Annotated in this window: 15 protein-coding genes and 4 pseudogenes; 2 read left to right on the top strand and 17 right to left on the bottom strand. The window is 36.0% G+C overall.

Annotated elements, in window-relative coordinates:
- Window positions 1-37 precede the first annotated feature (37 nt).
- Window positions 38-436, top strand: a pseudogene (locus tag DW963_RS03530) (helix-turn-helix domain-containing protein); the annotation flags it as partial.
- 274 nt (window positions 437-710) lie between these two features.
- Here DW963_RS03530 and DW963_RS03525 read toward each other — a convergent pair.
- From DW963_RS03525 to DW963_RS03490, 9 genes and pseudogenes are all read right to left on the bottom strand, one after another.
- Window positions 711-1,664, bottom strand: coding sequence for an alpha/beta hydrolase (locus DW963_RS03525; protein ID WP_117913858.1), 954 nt, complete (start codon window positions 1,662-1,664; stop codon window positions 711-713).
- A 2-nt stretch (window positions 1,665-1,666) separates the two neighbouring features.
- The gene (locus DW963_RS03520; RefSeq protein WP_012740326.1) at window positions 1,667-2,062 is read right to left on the bottom strand and encodes a hypothetical protein; all 396 of its coding nucleotides are present in this window, start codon (window positions 2,060-2,062) and stop codon (window positions 1,667-1,669) included.
- Between the two features lie 344 nt (window positions 2,063-2,406).
- On the bottom strand, window positions 2,407-2,547 hold the full coding sequence (locus DW963_RS13245) for a DUF5688 family protein (RefSeq protein WP_158567492.1): 141 nt from the start codon (window positions 2,545-2,547) through the stop codon (window positions 2,407-2,409).
- Between the two features lie 358 nt (window positions 2,548-2,905).
- Window positions 2,906-3,224, bottom strand: a pseudogene (locus tag DW963_RS03515) (bifunctional hydroxymethylpyrimidine kinase/phosphomethylpyrimidine kinase).
- A 29-nt stretch (window positions 3,225-3,253) separates the two neighbouring features.
- Window positions 3,254-3,719, bottom strand: a pseudogene (locus tag DW963_RS03510) (response regulator transcription factor); the annotation flags it as partial.
- A gap of 47 nt (window positions 3,720-3,766) precedes the next feature.
- Window positions 3,767-5,212, bottom strand: coding sequence for an aminoacyl-histidine dipeptidase (locus DW963_RS03505; protein WP_012740331.1), 1,446 nt, complete (start codon window positions 5,210-5,212; stop codon window positions 3,767-3,769).
- Between the two features lie 82 nt (window positions 5,213-5,294).
- On the bottom strand, window positions 5,295-5,648 hold the full coding sequence (locus DW963_RS03500; protein WP_022203845.1) for a PqqD family protein: 354 nt from the start codon (window positions 5,646-5,648) through the stop codon (window positions 5,295-5,297).
- A gap of 82 nt (window positions 5,649-5,730) precedes the next feature.
- Window positions 5,731-7,638, bottom strand: coding sequence for an OPT family oligopeptide transporter (locus DW963_RS03495; protein ID WP_117913856.1), 1,908 nt, complete (start codon window positions 7,636-7,638; stop codon window positions 5,731-5,733).
- Between the two features lie 258 nt (window positions 7,639-7,896).
- Window positions 7,897-8,163 carry a hypothetical protein gene (locus tag DW963_RS03490; protein WP_117913855.1) on the bottom strand — a complete coding sequence of 89 codons (267 nt, stop codon included), beginning with the start codon at window positions 8,161-8,163 and terminating at the stop codon, window positions 7,897-7,899.
- 288 nt (window positions 8,164-8,451) lie between these two features.
- On the opposite strand from DW963_RS03490, the gene DW963_RS03485 reads away from it, so the two are divergent.
- Window positions 8,452-8,649 (top strand): hypothetical protein, encoded by a 198-nt coding sequence (locus DW963_RS03485; protein ID WP_243002054.1) that lies wholly within the window; start codon window positions 8,452-8,454, stop codon window positions 8,647-8,649.
- A 351-nt stretch (window positions 8,650-9,000) separates the two neighbouring features.
- On the opposite strand, the gene pflB is transcribed toward DW963_RS03485, so the two are convergent.
- From pflB to DW963_RS03450, 8 genes and pseudogenes are all read right to left on the bottom strand, one after another.
- Window positions 9,001-11,259, bottom strand: a complete 2,259-nt coding sequence (gene pflB / locus DW963_RS03480; protein ID WP_117913854.1) for a formate C-acetyltransferase — start codon at window positions 11,257-11,259, stop codon at window positions 9,001-9,003.
- A gap of 313 nt (window positions 11,260-11,572) precedes the next feature.
- Complete coding sequence (trxA, locus tag DW963_RS03475; RefSeq protein WP_278286724.1) at window positions 11,573-11,908, bottom strand: thioredoxin; 336 nt, start codon at window positions 11,906-11,908, stop codon at window positions 11,573-11,575.
- Window positions 11,909-11,927: 19 nt separating this feature from the next.
- Window positions 11,928-12,305, bottom strand: a complete 378-nt coding sequence (locus DW963_RS03470) for a DUF3783 domain-containing protein (protein ID WP_117913852.1) — start codon at window positions 12,303-12,305, stop codon at window positions 11,928-11,930.
- On the bottom strand, window positions 12,305-13,108 hold the full coding sequence (locus DW963_RS03465; protein ID WP_243004315.1) for a putative ABC transporter permease: 804 nt from the start codon (window positions 13,106-13,108) through the stop codon (window positions 12,305-12,307). Before DW963_RS03465 ends, DW963_RS03470 begins: the two co-directional genes overlap by 1 nt.
- A 44-nt stretch (window positions 13,109-13,152) precedes the next feature.
- Complete coding sequence (locus tag DW963_RS03460) at window positions 13,153-13,494, bottom strand: LytTR family transcriptional regulator DNA-binding domain-containing protein (protein ID WP_243004316.1); 342 nt, start codon at window positions 13,492-13,494, stop codon at window positions 13,153-13,155.
- A 135-nt stretch (window positions 13,495-13,629) separates the two neighbouring features.
- The gene (locus DW963_RS13550; RefSeq protein WP_243004318.1) at window positions 13,630-14,904 is read right to left on the bottom strand and encodes a dihydroorotase; all 1,275 of its coding nucleotides are present in this window, start codon (window positions 14,902-14,904) and stop codon (window positions 13,630-13,632) included.
- Window positions 14,905-15,015: 111 nt separating this feature from the next.
- Window positions 15,016-15,873, bottom strand: a pseudogene (locus DW963_RS13545) (DUF6382 domain-containing protein); the annotation flags it as partial.
- A 160-nt stretch (window positions 15,874-16,033) separates the two neighbouring features.
- Window positions 16,034-17,005, bottom strand: coding sequence for a DUF3878 family protein (locus tag DW963_RS03450; protein ID WP_117913850.1), 972 nt, complete (start codon window positions 17,003-17,005; stop codon window positions 16,034-16,036).
- Window positions 17,006-17,026 lie beyond the last annotated feature (21 nt).

The following is a 17,026-nucleotide window of genomic DNA, read 5'->3' as shown; positions in this document are numbered from 1 at the left end:
AGATCAAATCTAGCTAGAACAATAAAAAAAATATAGAAAAGCTCGAAAACTTACTATGGAGCAATTAAGTGAAAAAAGTGGAATAAATTTATCAACATTAAAGAAATATGAAACTGATAATAGAAATCCTAAACTAGAACAACTCTCTAAAATTGCAGAAGCATTAGAAGTAAGTGTATTTGAATTTTTAGACATAGAGGTAAAATCTGTAAACGATATTATATCTCTTGTTAATAAAATGAATATAGCTACTGATATTGATTGGGATATTGATAATGATAAAGTATGTATTTCTTTTAAGAATAAAGAAATCAATAATTGTTTAAAAGAATACGCTGTAGATTACAAAAAAGACAATATATTAATTGAAAAAACAGAAACTAATTATGAATCTACACTTACAAGACTTATGCTTATAAATGACAAGCTCAGATAAAAATAAATCATTGCAACAGTGACCAAATTCTCGTGCAAGCGCGGATATTAACTCGTTGCTCACATAAATACAAAAATAAAATCCTGGTTTCACTTCGTATAACTTGCCATCAACCTTAAGACTAACCGCACATAACGCTATACATCCACGCTTAATACGTATGCCTTTTATCCTTTCAGCTGCCTGGACAGCCATATTTCCACCATACTTTCCATCACCAGCAACCGGCTTGTTTAATATAATCTTATCTTTATCTTCGTATAATATATCCATCTTAACTAATAATTCCAATACTCTTAATCCACTTTGTAAAAAGTACTTTCCACTCACCAGTCTGTGCAAAATCATCACCACAGCCATAACCATGTCCACCTGTTCTGAATATATGAAGTTCAGCACTTACCCCGGCTTTTCTTGCTGCCATATAAAAGCCCACACTGTTCTCAGACAATGTTGTTCTGTCATCATCCGTTTCACATATAAATATTGGCGGCATATCCGGTCTTACAAGCTTATCCGGATTATACTTATGCAGTATCTTTGCCTTACTGTCACTGATTCTCTCAAGCACCTGTTCCTCAGACATATATCTTTTGCCTGCTTCAATACAATCGTCAATACTTATAACCGGATATGAACAAACAGCAAAATCTGGTCTTGCTGATAGTTTATCATATTCATCCTTATACTTATAATCCGCATACACATCACTTTCATACGCTGTTGATAATAACGCTGCCATAAAGCCTCCTGCTGAAAAGCCCATAACGCCTATCTTAGCTTCATCTATACCGAATTCCTGCGCCCTTCCTCTTATAACTCTCATTGCGCGCATAGCATCTATAAGTGGGACATCCTCTGCATTATCATGTTCATCTGATGGAAGTCTGCATTCAAGAACAAATGCAGCTATTCCCATACTATTAAGCCACTTTGCAACATCTTCACCTTCAAAGTTGTATACAAGGCGTCTGAACGCACCGCCTGGAATAATCAATACTGCCGGAATCCTTTGTCTGTCTGTACTGTTACCAATACCATCAGGTATATAAGGAACAATATCCGGATCTGTAATGTTCTGCACTATATGCTTTACTCTTCCATCAGGCATATCTTCAGTGTAATATTTTCTTGTAAGCTTAAGGTTCTGCGAACCCGGAGCCCCATGCTCAAACAGTCTTATCTTGTTTACTGGTGTCTTAAACACCTCATTCTGCGTATCTGTCATATCTACTCCTCCCTGCTCTCAAGAAACAAAAGCTTATTAGCCTGTATGCTCAGCTCATCATAATGCATAAGCATATCACTCTCATCATATTCTTCTGAAATCACTTTATAGCCTTCAAACCTTATAAGATTCTTGAAATATTCTTCCACATCTGCTGTCTGCTTAACAACAACCTCACTGAATGCCACTCCCTCTTCTGACTCCTGAAAATCTGGTCTGTAAAGAAGCTCACCGGTAATTATATTTTCTTTATCGGCTACAAATACAGCTTTGGCATAATATTTGTTACTGTCCGTTGTCGCAAGACGTATTCTTCTTGGTGGTGCCATCGTCTTATCATTCATGGCATTCGCTTTCCTGACTTCTTCTGAATCAAAATATTCCTTTTCAATTATCATATTTAACCTTCTTTCTGTCATATAAATCACTCATAGTTTTACAATATCCAAAACAGGACGATATATTTAAGGTTCTTATGGATATATGTTCTAAACAGGCTTTTGTATCAGGGGAAACTATTTTCCATTTTTTAGCCCCCAAAATGGAATTTATTTTTCACTTTCTTTTCCCCAGTTTTGCATTAAATAAATTCATTTTCTTCTTTTCACCTTGCTTCTTTTTGAAAAATTATATTTCCTTTTTTATGAAGAATTTCGGAAAATTAGATTTGCGTGATACAAAGAAGTAATTGTCTACCTCAATGCTAACTCACATAGTGCTAAACGTCAATTATTTCTTACCATTATATTTCATCTGGTCTGACTTCTGTTGAATTAACTTCACGCACCATCTGCATCATATAATTTTTATTCATATCACCATTATCAGGAACTAATATAAGTTCGTGTATGCTGCTTGGTAAAACATATATCAACTGTTTCATTTGTCCTCCTTTAATTAATACCATGAAATCACCATTTCAAATTAGCCTTCTATATACAGCTTTAAAATGTGTATATGGCTCAAATTTAACTTTTTATGCTTTATATAATTTTATGGAACATTCCTAGTTATATTAATCAGAAGTGTTCCCTATTTTTTACGATTTTTGAATATCAAAAAAGAGAGACATACATTACTGTACATCTCTCTTTTCTGAAATTTATTTTATCTTTGTACTTAAATCCTATTTAGAATTACTACACCATTTAGTACACCATTTACTACACCAATTTACGATAACTTGGTAATCTCTCAAAGTCGCATAAACACTGTATTTTCGGCGTTTTCAAGCACTCCGATTACATTCTATCGTGGAATGTTCTAGTAATAACTGTTGCAAGTGGTAATAATCTGCTCTTTAATATGCTGATAGCATCTTCACTTATAAGTCTTGCACCACTTGTCGCCACCATAACTGGATCAACAACTATATTTCCTGCTTTATACTCTGTAAGCTTATCTGCTATTACCTGAAGCAACCATTCCTGTCTTGACAGCATCCGGATATATATCTGTAAATATACCATCCAGCTGCTCTGATAAAAACTTAGGAGATACCTCCATTATATCTGTTACACCAGTAGTGTTCTGTGCAGTCAGGGCTGTGATTGCACTCATCGCATATACACGATTAGCTGTCATTGTCTTTATATCTGCCTGTATTCCGGCACCTTTTTAGTCTTTATATAATCTATGAGCCCCGCCTGTTCAAGCTTTTTCCTTAATCTTGTAACATTAACAGTCAGCGTGTTATCATCAATAAAGTCATCACTTTCCCAAAGCTTCATCATAATATTATCACGCGAGACTACTTTACCTATATTCTCAAGAAGACTCTGCAGTATACGGTACTCATTCTTAGTAAGTTCAATCTTTTTCCCATTATACGTAAATGTCTGGTCATTCAGGTTAAGTATACAACCGTTATGTTCTATGGATATTCGTACTCTCTGCAAATGAATATGTCCGTCTTAGCATTGCCTGCACCTTAGCTATAAGCACATTGATATCAAAGGGCTTTACAATAAAGTCATCTCCACCCATATTAATAGCCATAACTATGTTCATATTATCAGACATTGATGACATAAATATAACTGGCACCTTTGATATATTATACATAGACTCACCCTGCTTCAATGTGCTTCATTATTGTATTATTATTTACAAGCTATTACGTTAAGTATATATTCATACATTCTCTTAGTTGAAGATATGCTTAAGTGTTCCTCAGTTGTATGAATATCAAAAATATCAGGCCCCATTGATATGCAGTCAAGTCCTTCTATTTTGCCTGCAAGTATACCACATTCAACACCTGCATGAATAGCCTCAATAGTTGGCTTTTTACCATACATCTGTTCAAATATCCTTACCATGTCATCACGCAGCTTAGAATCTTTCTTATATTCCCATGCTGGATATTCACCTGTAAATTCAGCATTTGCCCTGAATGCTTCACTAATGAATTTGATCTGGCTCTTAAGATTCTTTAAAGCAGCCCCTACAGAACTTCTAAGTGAGAATCTAAGACATATACCTGATTCATCTAGTGAAATCACACCAAGATTAAGCGATGTTTCCACAAGATTATCTATATCCTGGCTCATTCTCATTATTCCGTTAGGTAATGCCTGTATAAGTGAAACTGCCCTTGTGCTATCTTCATATGTTACTGCCTCTGTGCTGCAGCCTTCTGATATATCTACAACACACTTTAAGTCTGCATCAGATGTAGCAAACTCTTCTTTTATCTCTTTTGCTGCATTCTCAATAGCTGCTTTAACCTCTGCTGTCTTGTCTGCTGCTACAATAATCTCAGCCATACATTCTCTTGGAATAGCGTTATCCTTTCTTCCACCGTTAAACGCTGCAAGATATACATTATTGTCTGTGATAACATCCCTTAATATTCTTGACATAAGAACATTCGCATTACCTCTGCCTTTATCTATTTCAACACCTGAATGGCCTCCTGTCAGTCCTGATAAAGTAATACTAAGCTTTGTTCCAGTAACCTTATTTTTATCAAGTTTTAGTGTAACTCTGCTACTGCAGCCACCTGCACAGCTTGCAAGCATGATTCCTTCTTCTTCACTATCCATATTAAGAAGCTTTTTGCCCTTTAACATAGATACATCTATGGAAGAAGCACCTTCCATGCCTACTTCCTCAGATACTGTACACACGAACTCAAGACGTGGATGTGCGATACTGTCGTCATCAAGTATTGCAAGTGCATAGGCAACAGCTATTCCATCATCACCACCAAGCGTTGTTCCCTTAGCAGATATGAAATCACCATTTACCTCAAGATCCAGTCCATCCTCATCCATATTCTTATCACAATCAGGTGTCTTCTCGCATACCATATCCATATGTCCCTGAAGTATTATAGGTGCTGCATCCTCATAACCCTTTGAGGCTTCCTTTATTATGATTACATTGTTAAGTGAATCCTGATAATATTCAAGCTTTCTTTCCTTAGCGAAATCAACAAGATAATTGCTGATTTTTTCTTCCTTATATGATGGATGTGGGATATTACATATATCCTCAAAAAAAGAAAATACATTTTTAGGTTCTAATTCAGATAATACTCTCATAACAATGTCTCCTTTAAAATATTTATAATCTACAAATCTATTTTATTCATTTGTTTATCTGCTTATTTATTTGCCTATTTAGCTACTTATTTATCTTGTTCATATATACAATAAACTGATTCTTATGAAGCAGCTTTATAAAATAACACAATCTCTCATACAGCGGCTCCGCTTTATCTCCAAAATGCTCTTTCACAAGCTGTCCTATATCATAAATACTTCTTACACCATCTATGCTATGCCATACAAATGTACCGAAATCATCTAGTTCGATGTAACTATATCTGGGCTTTCGTGCAATAAGCTGCGCTATTCTGTTAAAAATCCCCTTATTGTGTACTTTGACTTCTACATGACCTTTTTTGTTTTCCCTGCATTCGAACAACGAATTATGCTTTGGAACATAGTCTAAGTAATTATCCTTCTGCTTAGCCATAAATCAAGCCTTCTCCTTTAATCCTAGAAAATAAAAATCTGCCGGCAAAATAACCGGCAGACTCATTATAACATATTATTTATTATTTTGTCTTCTTTTCTTTTTTGTTAATAAATGCTACTAATGTTGCAACAAGACATGCAAAGAATACAAGTCCTCCGATATTACCAAGATTAATAATCTTTGATATATTAATAACATCGCCAAGAGTATCTGCACCAACAGGAATAATAGCGAATACCGCTAAAAGGATACCAACCAGTCCTTCACCGGCAATAAGACCTGATGAATAAAGTATTCCCTGATTAACCTTAGTCTTACGCTCTTCTTCTGTAATACCTTTCTTCTTATCAAAGTAAAGTCTTACAAGTCCACCAACCATAATAGGTGTACTTAAATAGATTGGAAGATAAAGTCCTACTGCAAATGGAAGCACAGGTATCTGAAGAATCTCAACTACTATTGCAATTGCAACTCCTGCAAATACAAGTGACCATGGAAGGCTGTTACCCATAACACCTTCAACAACCATCTTCATAAGAGTTGCCTGTGGTGCTGGTAATTCTGTTGAACCATAGCCCCATGCTGCATTAAGTAAATAAAGTACTCCACCAACTGTAATAGCTGATACAGCTACACCAATAAGTTCACCAGCCTGCTGCTTGTAAGGTGTTGCACCTACTATATAACCTGTCTTTAAATCCTGTGATGTATCTCCTGCTATAGCAGCAATTATACATATTACAGAACCAATACTTATAGCCGCAACCATACCCTTCATTCCAATAGTACCTGTTGCCTTAAGAATCGCTGATGAAATAAGAAGTGTCGCAATAGCCATACCTGATACAGGGTTATTGGAACTACCTACTAATCCAACCATACGAGATGATACTGTTGCAAAAAAGAAACCAAATATGATAATGATAATTGCACTAAGAAGATTTACAGGAATAGCTGGGATTAACCACATAATAATAGCAAGTACTCCGATTCCTAATACAACAAACATCATAGGAATATCCTTAGTTAATCTTGATTCTACTCCATCTGCCTTCTTACCATATCCCTTAAGTGCCTGCTTAAATGTCCTTACAATAAGTGGTAATGACTTAATTAAGCTTAAAATACCACCAGCTGCAACTGCACCGGCTCCAATATAACGTACATAATTAGACCATATCTGTGATGGACTCATCTGTGAAACTGGAATAAGTGCTGGTCCAATGATATTATCTCCACCGAATAATGCGATTAATGGCATAATCATAAACCATGCAACAGAACCACCTGCAAGAAGGTATGATGATACCTTAGGTCCACATATATAACCAACTCCTAAAAGTGCAGGTAATACATCTGCACCTACTGCTGAACCCTTATATGGTTTAATTGTAAAATCAACCTCACTTGGGAACACCTTAAGTCCATCTGCTATAAACTTATAAACAGCAGCAATACCAAGACCTGCAAATACTGTGCCAGCCTTAGCACCACCTTCTTCACCTGCAACTAATACCTCAGCACATGCCTGTCCTTCTGGATAAGGTAACACACCATGCTCCTGGACTATCAATGCACTACGAAGTGGAATCATGAATAATACCCCAAGGAAACCACCAATTAATGCAATAAGCGCTATCTCAACTAAAGAAGGCATAGCTGTACCTTCCTCCTGCGCCCACATAAATAATGCTGGAAGTGTAAATATAGCACCTGCTGCAACCGATTCACCAGCAGAGCCAATAGTCTGTACCATGTTATTCTCTAATATGGAATCTCTTCTTAATATAAAGCGGATAATTCCCATTGAGATAACCGCTGCTGGTATGGATGCAGAAACTGTCATACCAACTCTAAGTCCTAAATATGCGTTAGCACCGCCAAATAATATAGCTAATAAAACACCTATAATAACAGATGTAACTGTTAACTCAGGCATAACCTTATCAGCTGGAATATAAGGCTTGAACTCTTTCTTTTCGTTCATACTCTTTCTCTCTTTCTTAATATTCTTATGCAAAAATCGCATATAATATAATATTATTAAAAAAATATAAAAATGTCAAATATCTTTCAGATATAAATTGTAAACCGTAAATAGTAAACATAGCTTTATTCCTATGCAATTCCTGCAATCAGAACTTTGCAAATATATTAGTACTATTCTTAAGATTCTGGGCAATACTCTTGTTTTCTATCATTTTATTGCTGATATTGACTATATCCTCAACAAGATCCTGTGTGCTTATTCTTCAAATTTCACATCCTGAAGATTATCTCTTTGAGCTGTAATTCCATCTGCACACCACTCATAGGTATTTGTAAATATCTCTGGTGTATGAACCGTTTCAAAAAGATAAGTTCGATCTGCATTTCCATAATTGCCAAGAACTTCAAGTAGTTTCTGAATTCCTGCTCCAATACTCTCTCTATTTTCGGCTTTGTCAATTTCTTTTAAAATCCGCAGAATATCTCCTTCTCCTGCAAGGATATTGTAGTTCTGCCTGTTCAATATCCTCTTTCCATAAATAGATGTTCATATCAAGACTCGTCGCATATCCCCTGTCTGTGGAGAATTTTGTCGAATGAAAAGAATCATCCTTGTACATCTGCAAAAGTTCTCTTGTGGTTTATTATCCATCCGCTATAATAACTTACCTTGCCGCTAAGCACCTTCATCTCTCGATCCATCAATTCTCATCGCGAAGCACTGACTGATATCTGTCGGGTAATATACCGGATTTTTACCAGAAGAATAGAAGTCAAATCTATAAGTGACATAATTTCACTGGTAAATAAAATGAATAATGCTACTGAAATTGAATGGGATATAGATAATGAAAAGGTAAGTATTTCATTTAAAAACGAGGATATAAACAATAGTCTCAAAGATTACGCCTTAGATTATAGATGTAAAGATATTAATATAGAAAATGAATCTTCTGATTCTGAAGCAACTTTAACCAGACTTATGCTTATCAACAACAGTCTAAAGTAATTACTAACTATTTATTTTCTATATAATTTCTTACAACAACATATATTTTAATTAAACTTGTCGCAAAATGTTAATTTGCATATATCATGTCTTCAAGCCAAATTTGATGTCGTGAAAATTTAACAGCTAATAAAAAAAATAAAGTGCAGATTCAGTTAGAATCTGCACTCCTTTTTTGTTCAGATTATTATAGCTGGTCCAGTTTTTTTCTCGATTTGGTCCAGATTTGGTCCAGTTTATAAATGAAAATATACTATTTTATGGTAATTTACATTAAACTGATTTTCTTCAAATCTCTCAAACCCGCATAAACACTGTATTATAAAATCTGAAAAAACTCAAAAACAGCAATTACATTCTGTCGTGGAATGTTCTGCTGATAACATCCATCTGCTGTTCCTTTGTAAGGTCGATGAACTTAACAGCGTATCCAGATACACGAATTGTGAAGTTAGCGTACTCTGGCTTTTCTGGATGCTCCATAGCATCAAGAAGCTTATCCTTACCAAATACATTAACGTTAAGGTGATGAGCACCCTGATCGAAGTATCCGTCCATTACGTTAACAAGGTTGTTAACTCTCTCTGAATCATCATGTCCAAGAGCATCTGGGTTCATTGTCTGTGTATTAGAGATACCATCAAGAGCCCACTCATATGGAAGCTTTGTAAGAGAGTTAAGTGAAGCAAGAAGTCCGTTCTGCTCTGCACCGTAGCTTGGGTTTGCACCTGGAGCAAGTGGTGTACCAGCCTTACGTCCATCTGGCATGTTACCTGTAAACTTACCATATACTACATTAGATGTAATAGTAAGGATAGATGTTGTTGGCTCAGAATTTCTGTAAGTATGTCTCTTCTTAATCTTGTCAAGGAATGACTTAAGAAGCCATACAGCGATATCATCAGCTCTGTCATCATCATTACCATACTTAGGGAAGTCTCCCTCTGTCTTAAATGCCATAGCGATACCTGTCTCAGGATCTCTCTCTGATACAGTAACCTTAGCATACTTAATAGCTGAAAGTGAATCTACTACATGTGAGAATCCTGCAATACCTGTTGCAAATGTTCTCTTAACATCTGTATCGATAAGAGCCATCTCAGCAGCTTCATAGTAGTACTTATCATGCATATAATGGATAAGGTTAAGTACATTAACATAAAGATCTGCTAACCAATCCATCATCTTATCAAACTTAGCAACAACTTCGTCATATTCAAGAACATCTGAAGTAACTGGCTTATAAGCTGGTCCAACCTGAACCTTAGACTTCATATCTACACCACCATTGATAGCGTAAAGTAAGCACTTAGCAAGGTTAGCTCTAGCTCCGAAGAACTGCATTTCCTTACCTGTCTGTGTAGCAGATACACAACAGCAGATTGAATAATCATCTCCCCATGTTACCTTCATAACATCATCGTTCTCATACTGGATAGAAGATGTTGTAACTGAGATATGAGCAGCATACTTCTTGAAGTTCTCAGGAAGTCTTGATGAATATAATACTGTAAGGTTTGGTTCTGGTGAAGGTCCCATGTTCTCAAGAGTATGAAGGAATCTGTAATCGTTCTTAGTAACCATAGAACGTCCATCAATACCTGTACCACCAACCTCAAGAGTAGCCCATGTAGGATCTCCTGAGAATAATTCATTGTATGATGTAATTCTTGCGAACTTAACCATTCTGCACTTCATAACAAAATGATCGATAAGTTCCTGTGCCTCAGCCTCTGTAATCTTACCAGCTTCAAGATCCTTATTGATATAGATATCAAGGAATGTAGAAACACGACCTACTGACATAGCAGCACCGTTCTGTGTCTTGATAGCAGCAAGGTAACCAAAGTATAACCACTGAACAGCTTCCTTAGCTGTTGTAGCTGGCTCAGAAATATCATAGCCATATGCAGCAGCCATAGCCTTCATTCCCTTAAGAGCATTAATCTGATCTGAAAGCTCTTCTCTTAACTGGATAACATCGTTAGTCATAACTCCGCATCCACAGTTAGCCTTATCCTCTTCCTTGCACTTAATAAGATAATCAATACCATAAAGAGCAACTCTTCTGTAATCACCTACGATACGTCCACGACCATATGTGTCTGGAAGACCTGTGATGATATGAGATCTTCTTGCAGCTCTCATCTCTGGTGTATAAGCATCGAATACACCCTGGTTATGTGTCTTATGATATTCTGTGAAAACCTTGTGTAATTCAGGATCTGGTGTATAACCATAGTTCTCGCAAGATTCCTCAGCCATCTTAATACCACCATATGGCATAAATGCTCTCTTAAGTGGCTTATCTGTCTGAAGACCTACTACCTGCTCGAGATCCTTCATTGATTCATCTATATATCCTGGGCCATAAGCTGTAAGACCTGTAACTACCTTAGTTTCCATGTCTAAAACTCCGCCCTTAGCTCTCTCTTCCTTCTGAAGCTCCTGTAATTTTCCCCAAAGCTTATTAGTTGCTTCTGTTGGACCTGCAAGGAAACTCTCATCTCCATCATAAGGTGTGTAATTGTTCTGAATGAAATCTCTTACATTGATTTCTTCTTTCCAAAGTCTTCCCTTGAATCCAGCCCACTGTGTCTTCTCAACCATTTGAATTGATCCTCCTTAAATATAATATATTTCAATGTACTCTTTAAGAAAATGTATTGTATTTTCTTTTGTACACTGTATACAATTTTGGTTAAAATAAAAATTGCCATGCTTTATAGGATACTTATTGTTCCTATAAATATACATTGACAAATCCATAACAATTCAACCATGATTACTCTAACATGCTTCAGATAATAAATCAATAGATTTGTCAAGAGTATTTAATTTTGTACAATTTAAGGAGAATACTTTTTGAATATTCTCCTTAAAACAATACAGTATCCAAGCGCTATTCCAGCGATTTTGATACTTATTTACCAATAAATTCCATCACCTGTCCTTCACTTATAAAACCTACGCTCTTTGCAACGCATTCACCATTCTTGAATAAAAGAAGCGTAGGGATAGACATAATATTATATTTCTCTGCTACTGATGATTCTTCATCCACATTAATCTTAACAATCTGTACATCGTCAACCTTCGCTGCAACCTGTTCAAGAACTGGTCCTAACATCTTGCATGGGCCACACCAGTCTGCCCAGAAATCTACAAGCACAGGCTTATCTGACTTAAGTACCTCATTATTAAATTCACTTGCTTTAACATGCTTAATTTCCATAGTATATCTCTCCTTATCTTTTATTTGCAGACTTTAATAATAATTATTTCATATTTCTTCGCATATATTCAAATCTTTCTCTTCTCATCTCTACAAGCATCTGGCTAATATTCCATTTCTTATTAGCATCTGTTAATACTGCCTTGAATGTTACACCAGTATTCTTCTGCCTCATTTCAAAAAGAAGCCTGTCCATATGCTTATCTGTTACATCACAGAATATGACAAGGCTTTCCTTATCCTCCTGTGAATGATATCCTGCCACATCTGATGGTATGCCTTTTACCTCCGCAGCAAGCTCCGCCAATGTCTTATATGAATCGGATTCATTAATAAATCCAGAAACAATCCGCATATTAGATGCTGCTTTAATAATATACTGTGGTTCTTTAACATTATACAATAATATCTTTTCTGGCATTATTTATCCCTCTTTGCCTTTCTGCTAACAATAATCTCTTTAATCTCGTTAATAGATTCTTTATGTACCCTTGAAACGGCATTAGGATTTCTCTTAATAATACTTGTAATATGTCTGTATCTTCTGTCTGCCTTTTCTGAAAGCTGTTTTCTTTCTTCAGCAACTGCTTCCATAAACTGTTCTTTTTTCTTGTTAAACTCTTCTTCCGCAAATGTAGCTGTAATCTCCATTCGTCTTGCATACATCTGGAGCTGCTCATTCTCTTTAGTAAACTTCTCCAGTGTAGCCTTGAGATCCATAGCTTCATTAATAGAAACAGCAAAGTCTGCTGCCATGTATATCGCCAAAACTACAGCAATAATATCTGCAATAGTCTTAGGTATCATAAGTACAACTGCTTCAATAGGCTTATGAATTACACATACAAGCAGGATTGAAAAAGCCCCCCACGCAAGAGATATAAAGAAACATATATGTCCTTTAAAATTAAGCGGAAGATTACTATAGTCCCAATATCTTACTCCAAAAAGCTTTTCCATACAGCATCCTGTGCAGAATTCAAGTATTGTAGATGAAACCATGCCAAAAAGAAACACCAATGGCACAATATCTTTCACTGCAATCGTACTAATCAATATAACAATTGCACCTGAACCATATATTGGCAGGAATGGGCCGTGTAAAAAACCTCTGTTTACCCATTTCCTTTTTCTGACAGAGACATAACAGCATTCCCATACCCAGCCAAGGAAACAATATATAAAGAAAAAAATCAGCCACTGTGAAACAGTGTAATATCTCATACGCATACCTCCAGTTTAACCAGACAAGAATGCGTCCAGACAGGTTACTTCAGGGTTTCACAGAATTTATGCATTATAAAGGTTCTTCTTGCCCTGCTAATCTCAATACAATTACCATCCGCAATTCTTGCAAAGTTATTCTTAATATTAGTTATATGGAATAAATTGACAATAACAGACTTATTAATATAATAAAATCCATCTGAAAAAAGCAGCTCATAAATCTCAGATAAACTACAGTATAACTCAACAGCTCCCAACTCTCTTGAATACATAGTAACCCTTCTGCCACTTCTTGCAAAATACATAATATCTGTAATTCTCACCTTATATACCTGTCTTGTTGAACGGTATACAAAATAAATTCCCTCCTGGTTCTTAACCACACTTATCCTCAAGTAAATATTCTCCTCTCATATGTAATTAACATCTTCATAAAATGCATACGTTAATTATATATGATATACAAATTATTTCAATGGAATAATTCGGTGTCTATATACCTAATTAGGTCTAAAAATCTACATCTGGTAAACAATCTTTCCTGAGCATATAGTATAATGCACTTTACCCGGAAGTTCCCATCCAATAAATGGACTATTAGAAGCTTTTGAAGCAAAATCTTCTTTTCTTACTGTCCATGTTTCTTTTTCTCCAAAAATAACAAGATCTGCCGGGGCTCCCTTTGTTACACTTCCTGGAACCATTCTATAGAACTCTGCCGGGTTCTTACTCATTAATTCCATCAGCTTCATAAGAGATATATGTCCAGGTTCTACAAGAGATTTAATTCCCAAAGCCAGAGATGTCTCAAGACCTATTATTCCACTAGGAGCACTCTCTAATGGTTTTGCTTTTTCCTCCTCACTGTGTGGTGCATGATCAGTCACAATCATATCTATTGTACCATCTTTTATTCCTTCAATTATCTTAGCTCTGTCGTCTTCTGTCCTTAATGGAGGATTCATTCTTGCGTTAGTTCCATACTTAAGAACAGCATCTTCTGTAAGGGTAAAATGATGTGGTGTTGCCTCTGCATGTACATCTGCTCCTAATTTCTTAGCAGTTCTTACAAGTTCAACAGAATTTCCTGAGCTTATATGCTGTATACATACTGATGCTCCTGTGTGTAATGCAAGCACACAATCCCTTGCAACCATTACATCTTCTGCTGTTGATGAGGCACCACCATATCCGAGCTGCTCTGCAACTTTACCCTGATTAACCCCAGATTTTATGATAAACTCTGGATCTTCTTCATGAAGACTTATTGGTAAATCAAGCTCTGCTGCCTTCTTCATGGCCATAATAAGTACATGCTCATCCATAATTGGAATTCCATCATCTGTGAAACCAACTGCACCTGCATCTGCAAGAGCATCCATATCTACAAGCTCTGTTCCTTTTAATTCCTTGGTTACAGCAGCTGTCTGCATAACATGTATTCCTGTAGTCTCACCCTTCTTCTGTATATAGTCAAGAGTCTCTATATTATCTACAGCAGGTTTAGTATTAGCCATACATACTACACTTGTAAAACCACCTCTTGCCGCTGCAGCAGCACCTGTTATTATATCCTCTTTATAAGTAAATCCAGGATCTCTGAAATGAACATGCGTATCCATAAGACCAGGCGCAACCACCAGTCCAGTTGCATCTATAACTGTAACATTATCTGTCTCATCAATACTAATATCATGTCCAACTTCTTCAATAATATTATCTTTAATAATAATATTCATAATCTCATCAGTTCCTGTTACAGAATCAACTACACGTCCATTCTTTATAAACATAGTTGGTGAAGCTTCTGACTTTTCATCTTCATCTGCTCCTACATTCTCATCAAGATTCACATTTTCATCGGATTTCCCAGCTTCAACACGGTCTGCTTCCTGATTAAGTCTTGTTCCACATTCTGAACAGAATAGTGAATCCAAATTATTATCAGCACCACATGACGGGCATATCTTTACCTGAATATTCTCTTCTTTGCTCTCTATATTCTGTTCTTCTGTATTAACAACAGCCTCAAGTCTTGAGCCACATCCTATGCAGAATAATGCATCTGGTGTTGTGCTATGCATTCCACATACAGGACATATCTTTTCTGGCTGGTTATTATTCACATATGTATTATTCTGTTCTTGAACAGATGGCTGAACCGGATCTGAATAAACTGATGGCTGTGAATATACTGGTGTTTCATACATAGCAGGAGCAGGCTGCACAGATACTGGTGAAAATGGGACCTGCTGATATACCTGCTGTGGTATAACGCCTCTGTTTACTGGTGCTATATCTATAGAATCTGCATACTCATCTAATATATCCCATGTCATATTCTCTGGATGCTTCAGAAACTCTCTAAGTTTCACCATGAATGACACATCTGTATTCGCTGGTATTCTCATCATGCTAAGAACATCCTCCAGAAACATATTAAAAAACAATCCATTCTGGTATCCATCCACAGGATAATACATGAACAAAGCTTTTCCTGTCGTTGATTCAACAAGAACAGTATCCATAGAAACTAACACATTACCATATTCCATGTTATATGCAGACATTCCGGATAACGCCTTAACGCTGCTTTTCATAAATACTGAAAATGTATGCTGGTCAATAACTCTGTTCTTAAAAAATTCCTTAGCTGTTTCATATCCTGCTATACCATATTCAGCAGAGAAACTGCTTCCATCTGATGTTATATAAAAAGGCAGAAATCCTTCAACTTCTGTTTTTGAAAGTAATTCAGCCATACTATGATTAAGCTGTTCACCTTTAGTACTCTTAACTTTGACACTTACCTGATTATTCTTGGAAACAACCCTTACTTTCCCCATAATAAATCCTCACTTTCTAATATTATAGCCTTATTATAGATATATTGTTTATTATACATCATAACTGCTCTGTGTGTCACTCAAAAGTAACTATCTTGGACTTTCTTCGAAATAATCCATTAACAAATACAAGTACATGCTCCTTATATGTAATAGAATCCCTTGAATACATAAATGGTTCTTCCCTGTACAACAGACACTTATATCCCTGCTTAATATATTCAGACAACGACGATAAAGCCTTTTTATGAATAACATCACGTTGTATATCTTCCTCTGTTGTAAATGTCCTGTCCGGATATATTGACGCAGCTTCTCTTAACTCACTTATTATTGCATCTACCAATTCGGCATGCTTCTTACCACATAACATTCTGGCAATTACCCTGCTTTTAATTGACGTTGGCTTTCTTTTATAAGAAATAAGCATTCTCTCCATTGAATAATCCTCTGTCGCATCTGCAAGTTCTATAAGATAATCAACAGCTTCCTCATAAACACAATCAGGATAAGGCACATAATATCTTTCTGGTACAGACCTGTACTGCTTAATCGGCGGAAAGTCTGCCAGTTTCATAAGAAGCATTTCCTTGTCACTGCATACTTCATCACCGAGATATCTGTATTTATCCCTTATATCTGCAAGCTGATACTCTAACTGTCTAAGATACTCATACCCATCTATCCAAAAATGCCCCATACTCCCATAATTAAATAAATGCGTTCTGAGCTTTAACTCTTTAAATCTTATAGTAAATGTATTCTCTCCACCCTGATTAACTATAAGCATATATCCATCCTCAAGGCGCTGCAAATCTGGAATCTGCTCTGCATCAGTATTAATATAATTGCCTGTCATAATTGAATCTGTGAATGTAAGAAAACTTTCTACAGCATCATTCATAAGATATGCCACAGACCAGTCATTATCATCTTCTATATGCACAGGATAAAATACGTTCAATTGAAATATCTGTTCCAATTTCACAAATGTATCATAGTCATTCTCTCTTACATCTTTAAATACATCTTCCAATATATAATCCATCAAATACACATTCCTTAATAA

The organism is Eubacterium sp. AM46-8, assembly GCF_003466705.1.
Classification (GTDB): Bacteria; Bacillota; Clostridia; order Lachnospirales; family Lachnospiraceae; genus Lachnospira.
The sequence above is the reverse complement of the archived record's forward strand: the minus strand, read 5'-3'. Positions and strand labels throughout refer to the sequence as shown.

Excerpts from the sequence above, each read along its gene's own strand:
- pflB (WP_117913854.1), bottom strand. The coding sequence starts at position 11,259 with ATGGTTGAGAAGACACAGTGGGCTGGATTCAAGGGAAGACTTTGGAAA.
- DW963_RS03500 (WP_022203845.1), bottom strand. The coding sequence starts at position 5,648 with ATGGCTAAGCAGAAGGATAATTACTTAGACTATGTTCCAAAGCATAAT.
- DW963_RS03495 (WP_117913856.1), bottom strand. The coding sequence starts at position 7,638 with ATGAACGAAAAGAAAGAGTTCAAGCCTTATATTCCAGCTGATAAGGTT.
- DW963_RS03465 (WP_243004315.1), bottom strand. The coding sequence starts at position 13,108 with ATGAGATATTACACTGTTTCACAGTGGCTGATTTTTTTCTTTATATAT.
- DW963_RS03470 (WP_117913852.1), bottom strand. The coding sequence starts at position 12,305 with ATGCCAGAAAAGATATTATTGTATAATGTTAAAGAACCACAGTATATT.
- DW963_RS13245 (WP_158567492.1), bottom strand. The coding sequence starts at position 2,547 with ATGAAACAGTTGATATATGTTTTACCAAGCAGCATACACGAACTTATA.
- DW963_RS03525 (WP_117913858.1), bottom strand. The coding sequence starts at position 1,664 with ATGACAGATACGCAGAATGAGGTGTTTAAGACACCAGTAAACAAGATA.
- DW963_RS03485 (WP_243002054.1), top strand. The coding sequence starts at position 8,452 with ATGAATAATGCTACTGAAATTGAATGGGATATAGATAATGAAAAGGTA.
- DW963_RS03505 (WP_012740331.1), bottom strand. The coding sequence starts at position 5,212 with ATGAGAGTATTATCTGAATTAGAACCTAAAAATGTATTTTCTTTTTTT.
- DW963_RS03450 (WP_117913850.1), bottom strand. The coding sequence starts at position 17,005 with ATGGATTATATATTGGAAGATGTATTTAAAGATGTAAGAGAGAATGAC.
- DW963_RS03520 (WP_012740326.1), bottom strand. The coding sequence starts at position 2,062 with ATGATAATTGAAAAGGAATATTTTGATTCAGAAGAAGTCAGGAAAGCG.
- DW963_RS13550 (WP_243004318.1), bottom strand. The coding sequence starts at position 14,904 with ATGTTTATAAAGAATGGACGTGTAGTTGATTCTGTAACAGGAACTGAT.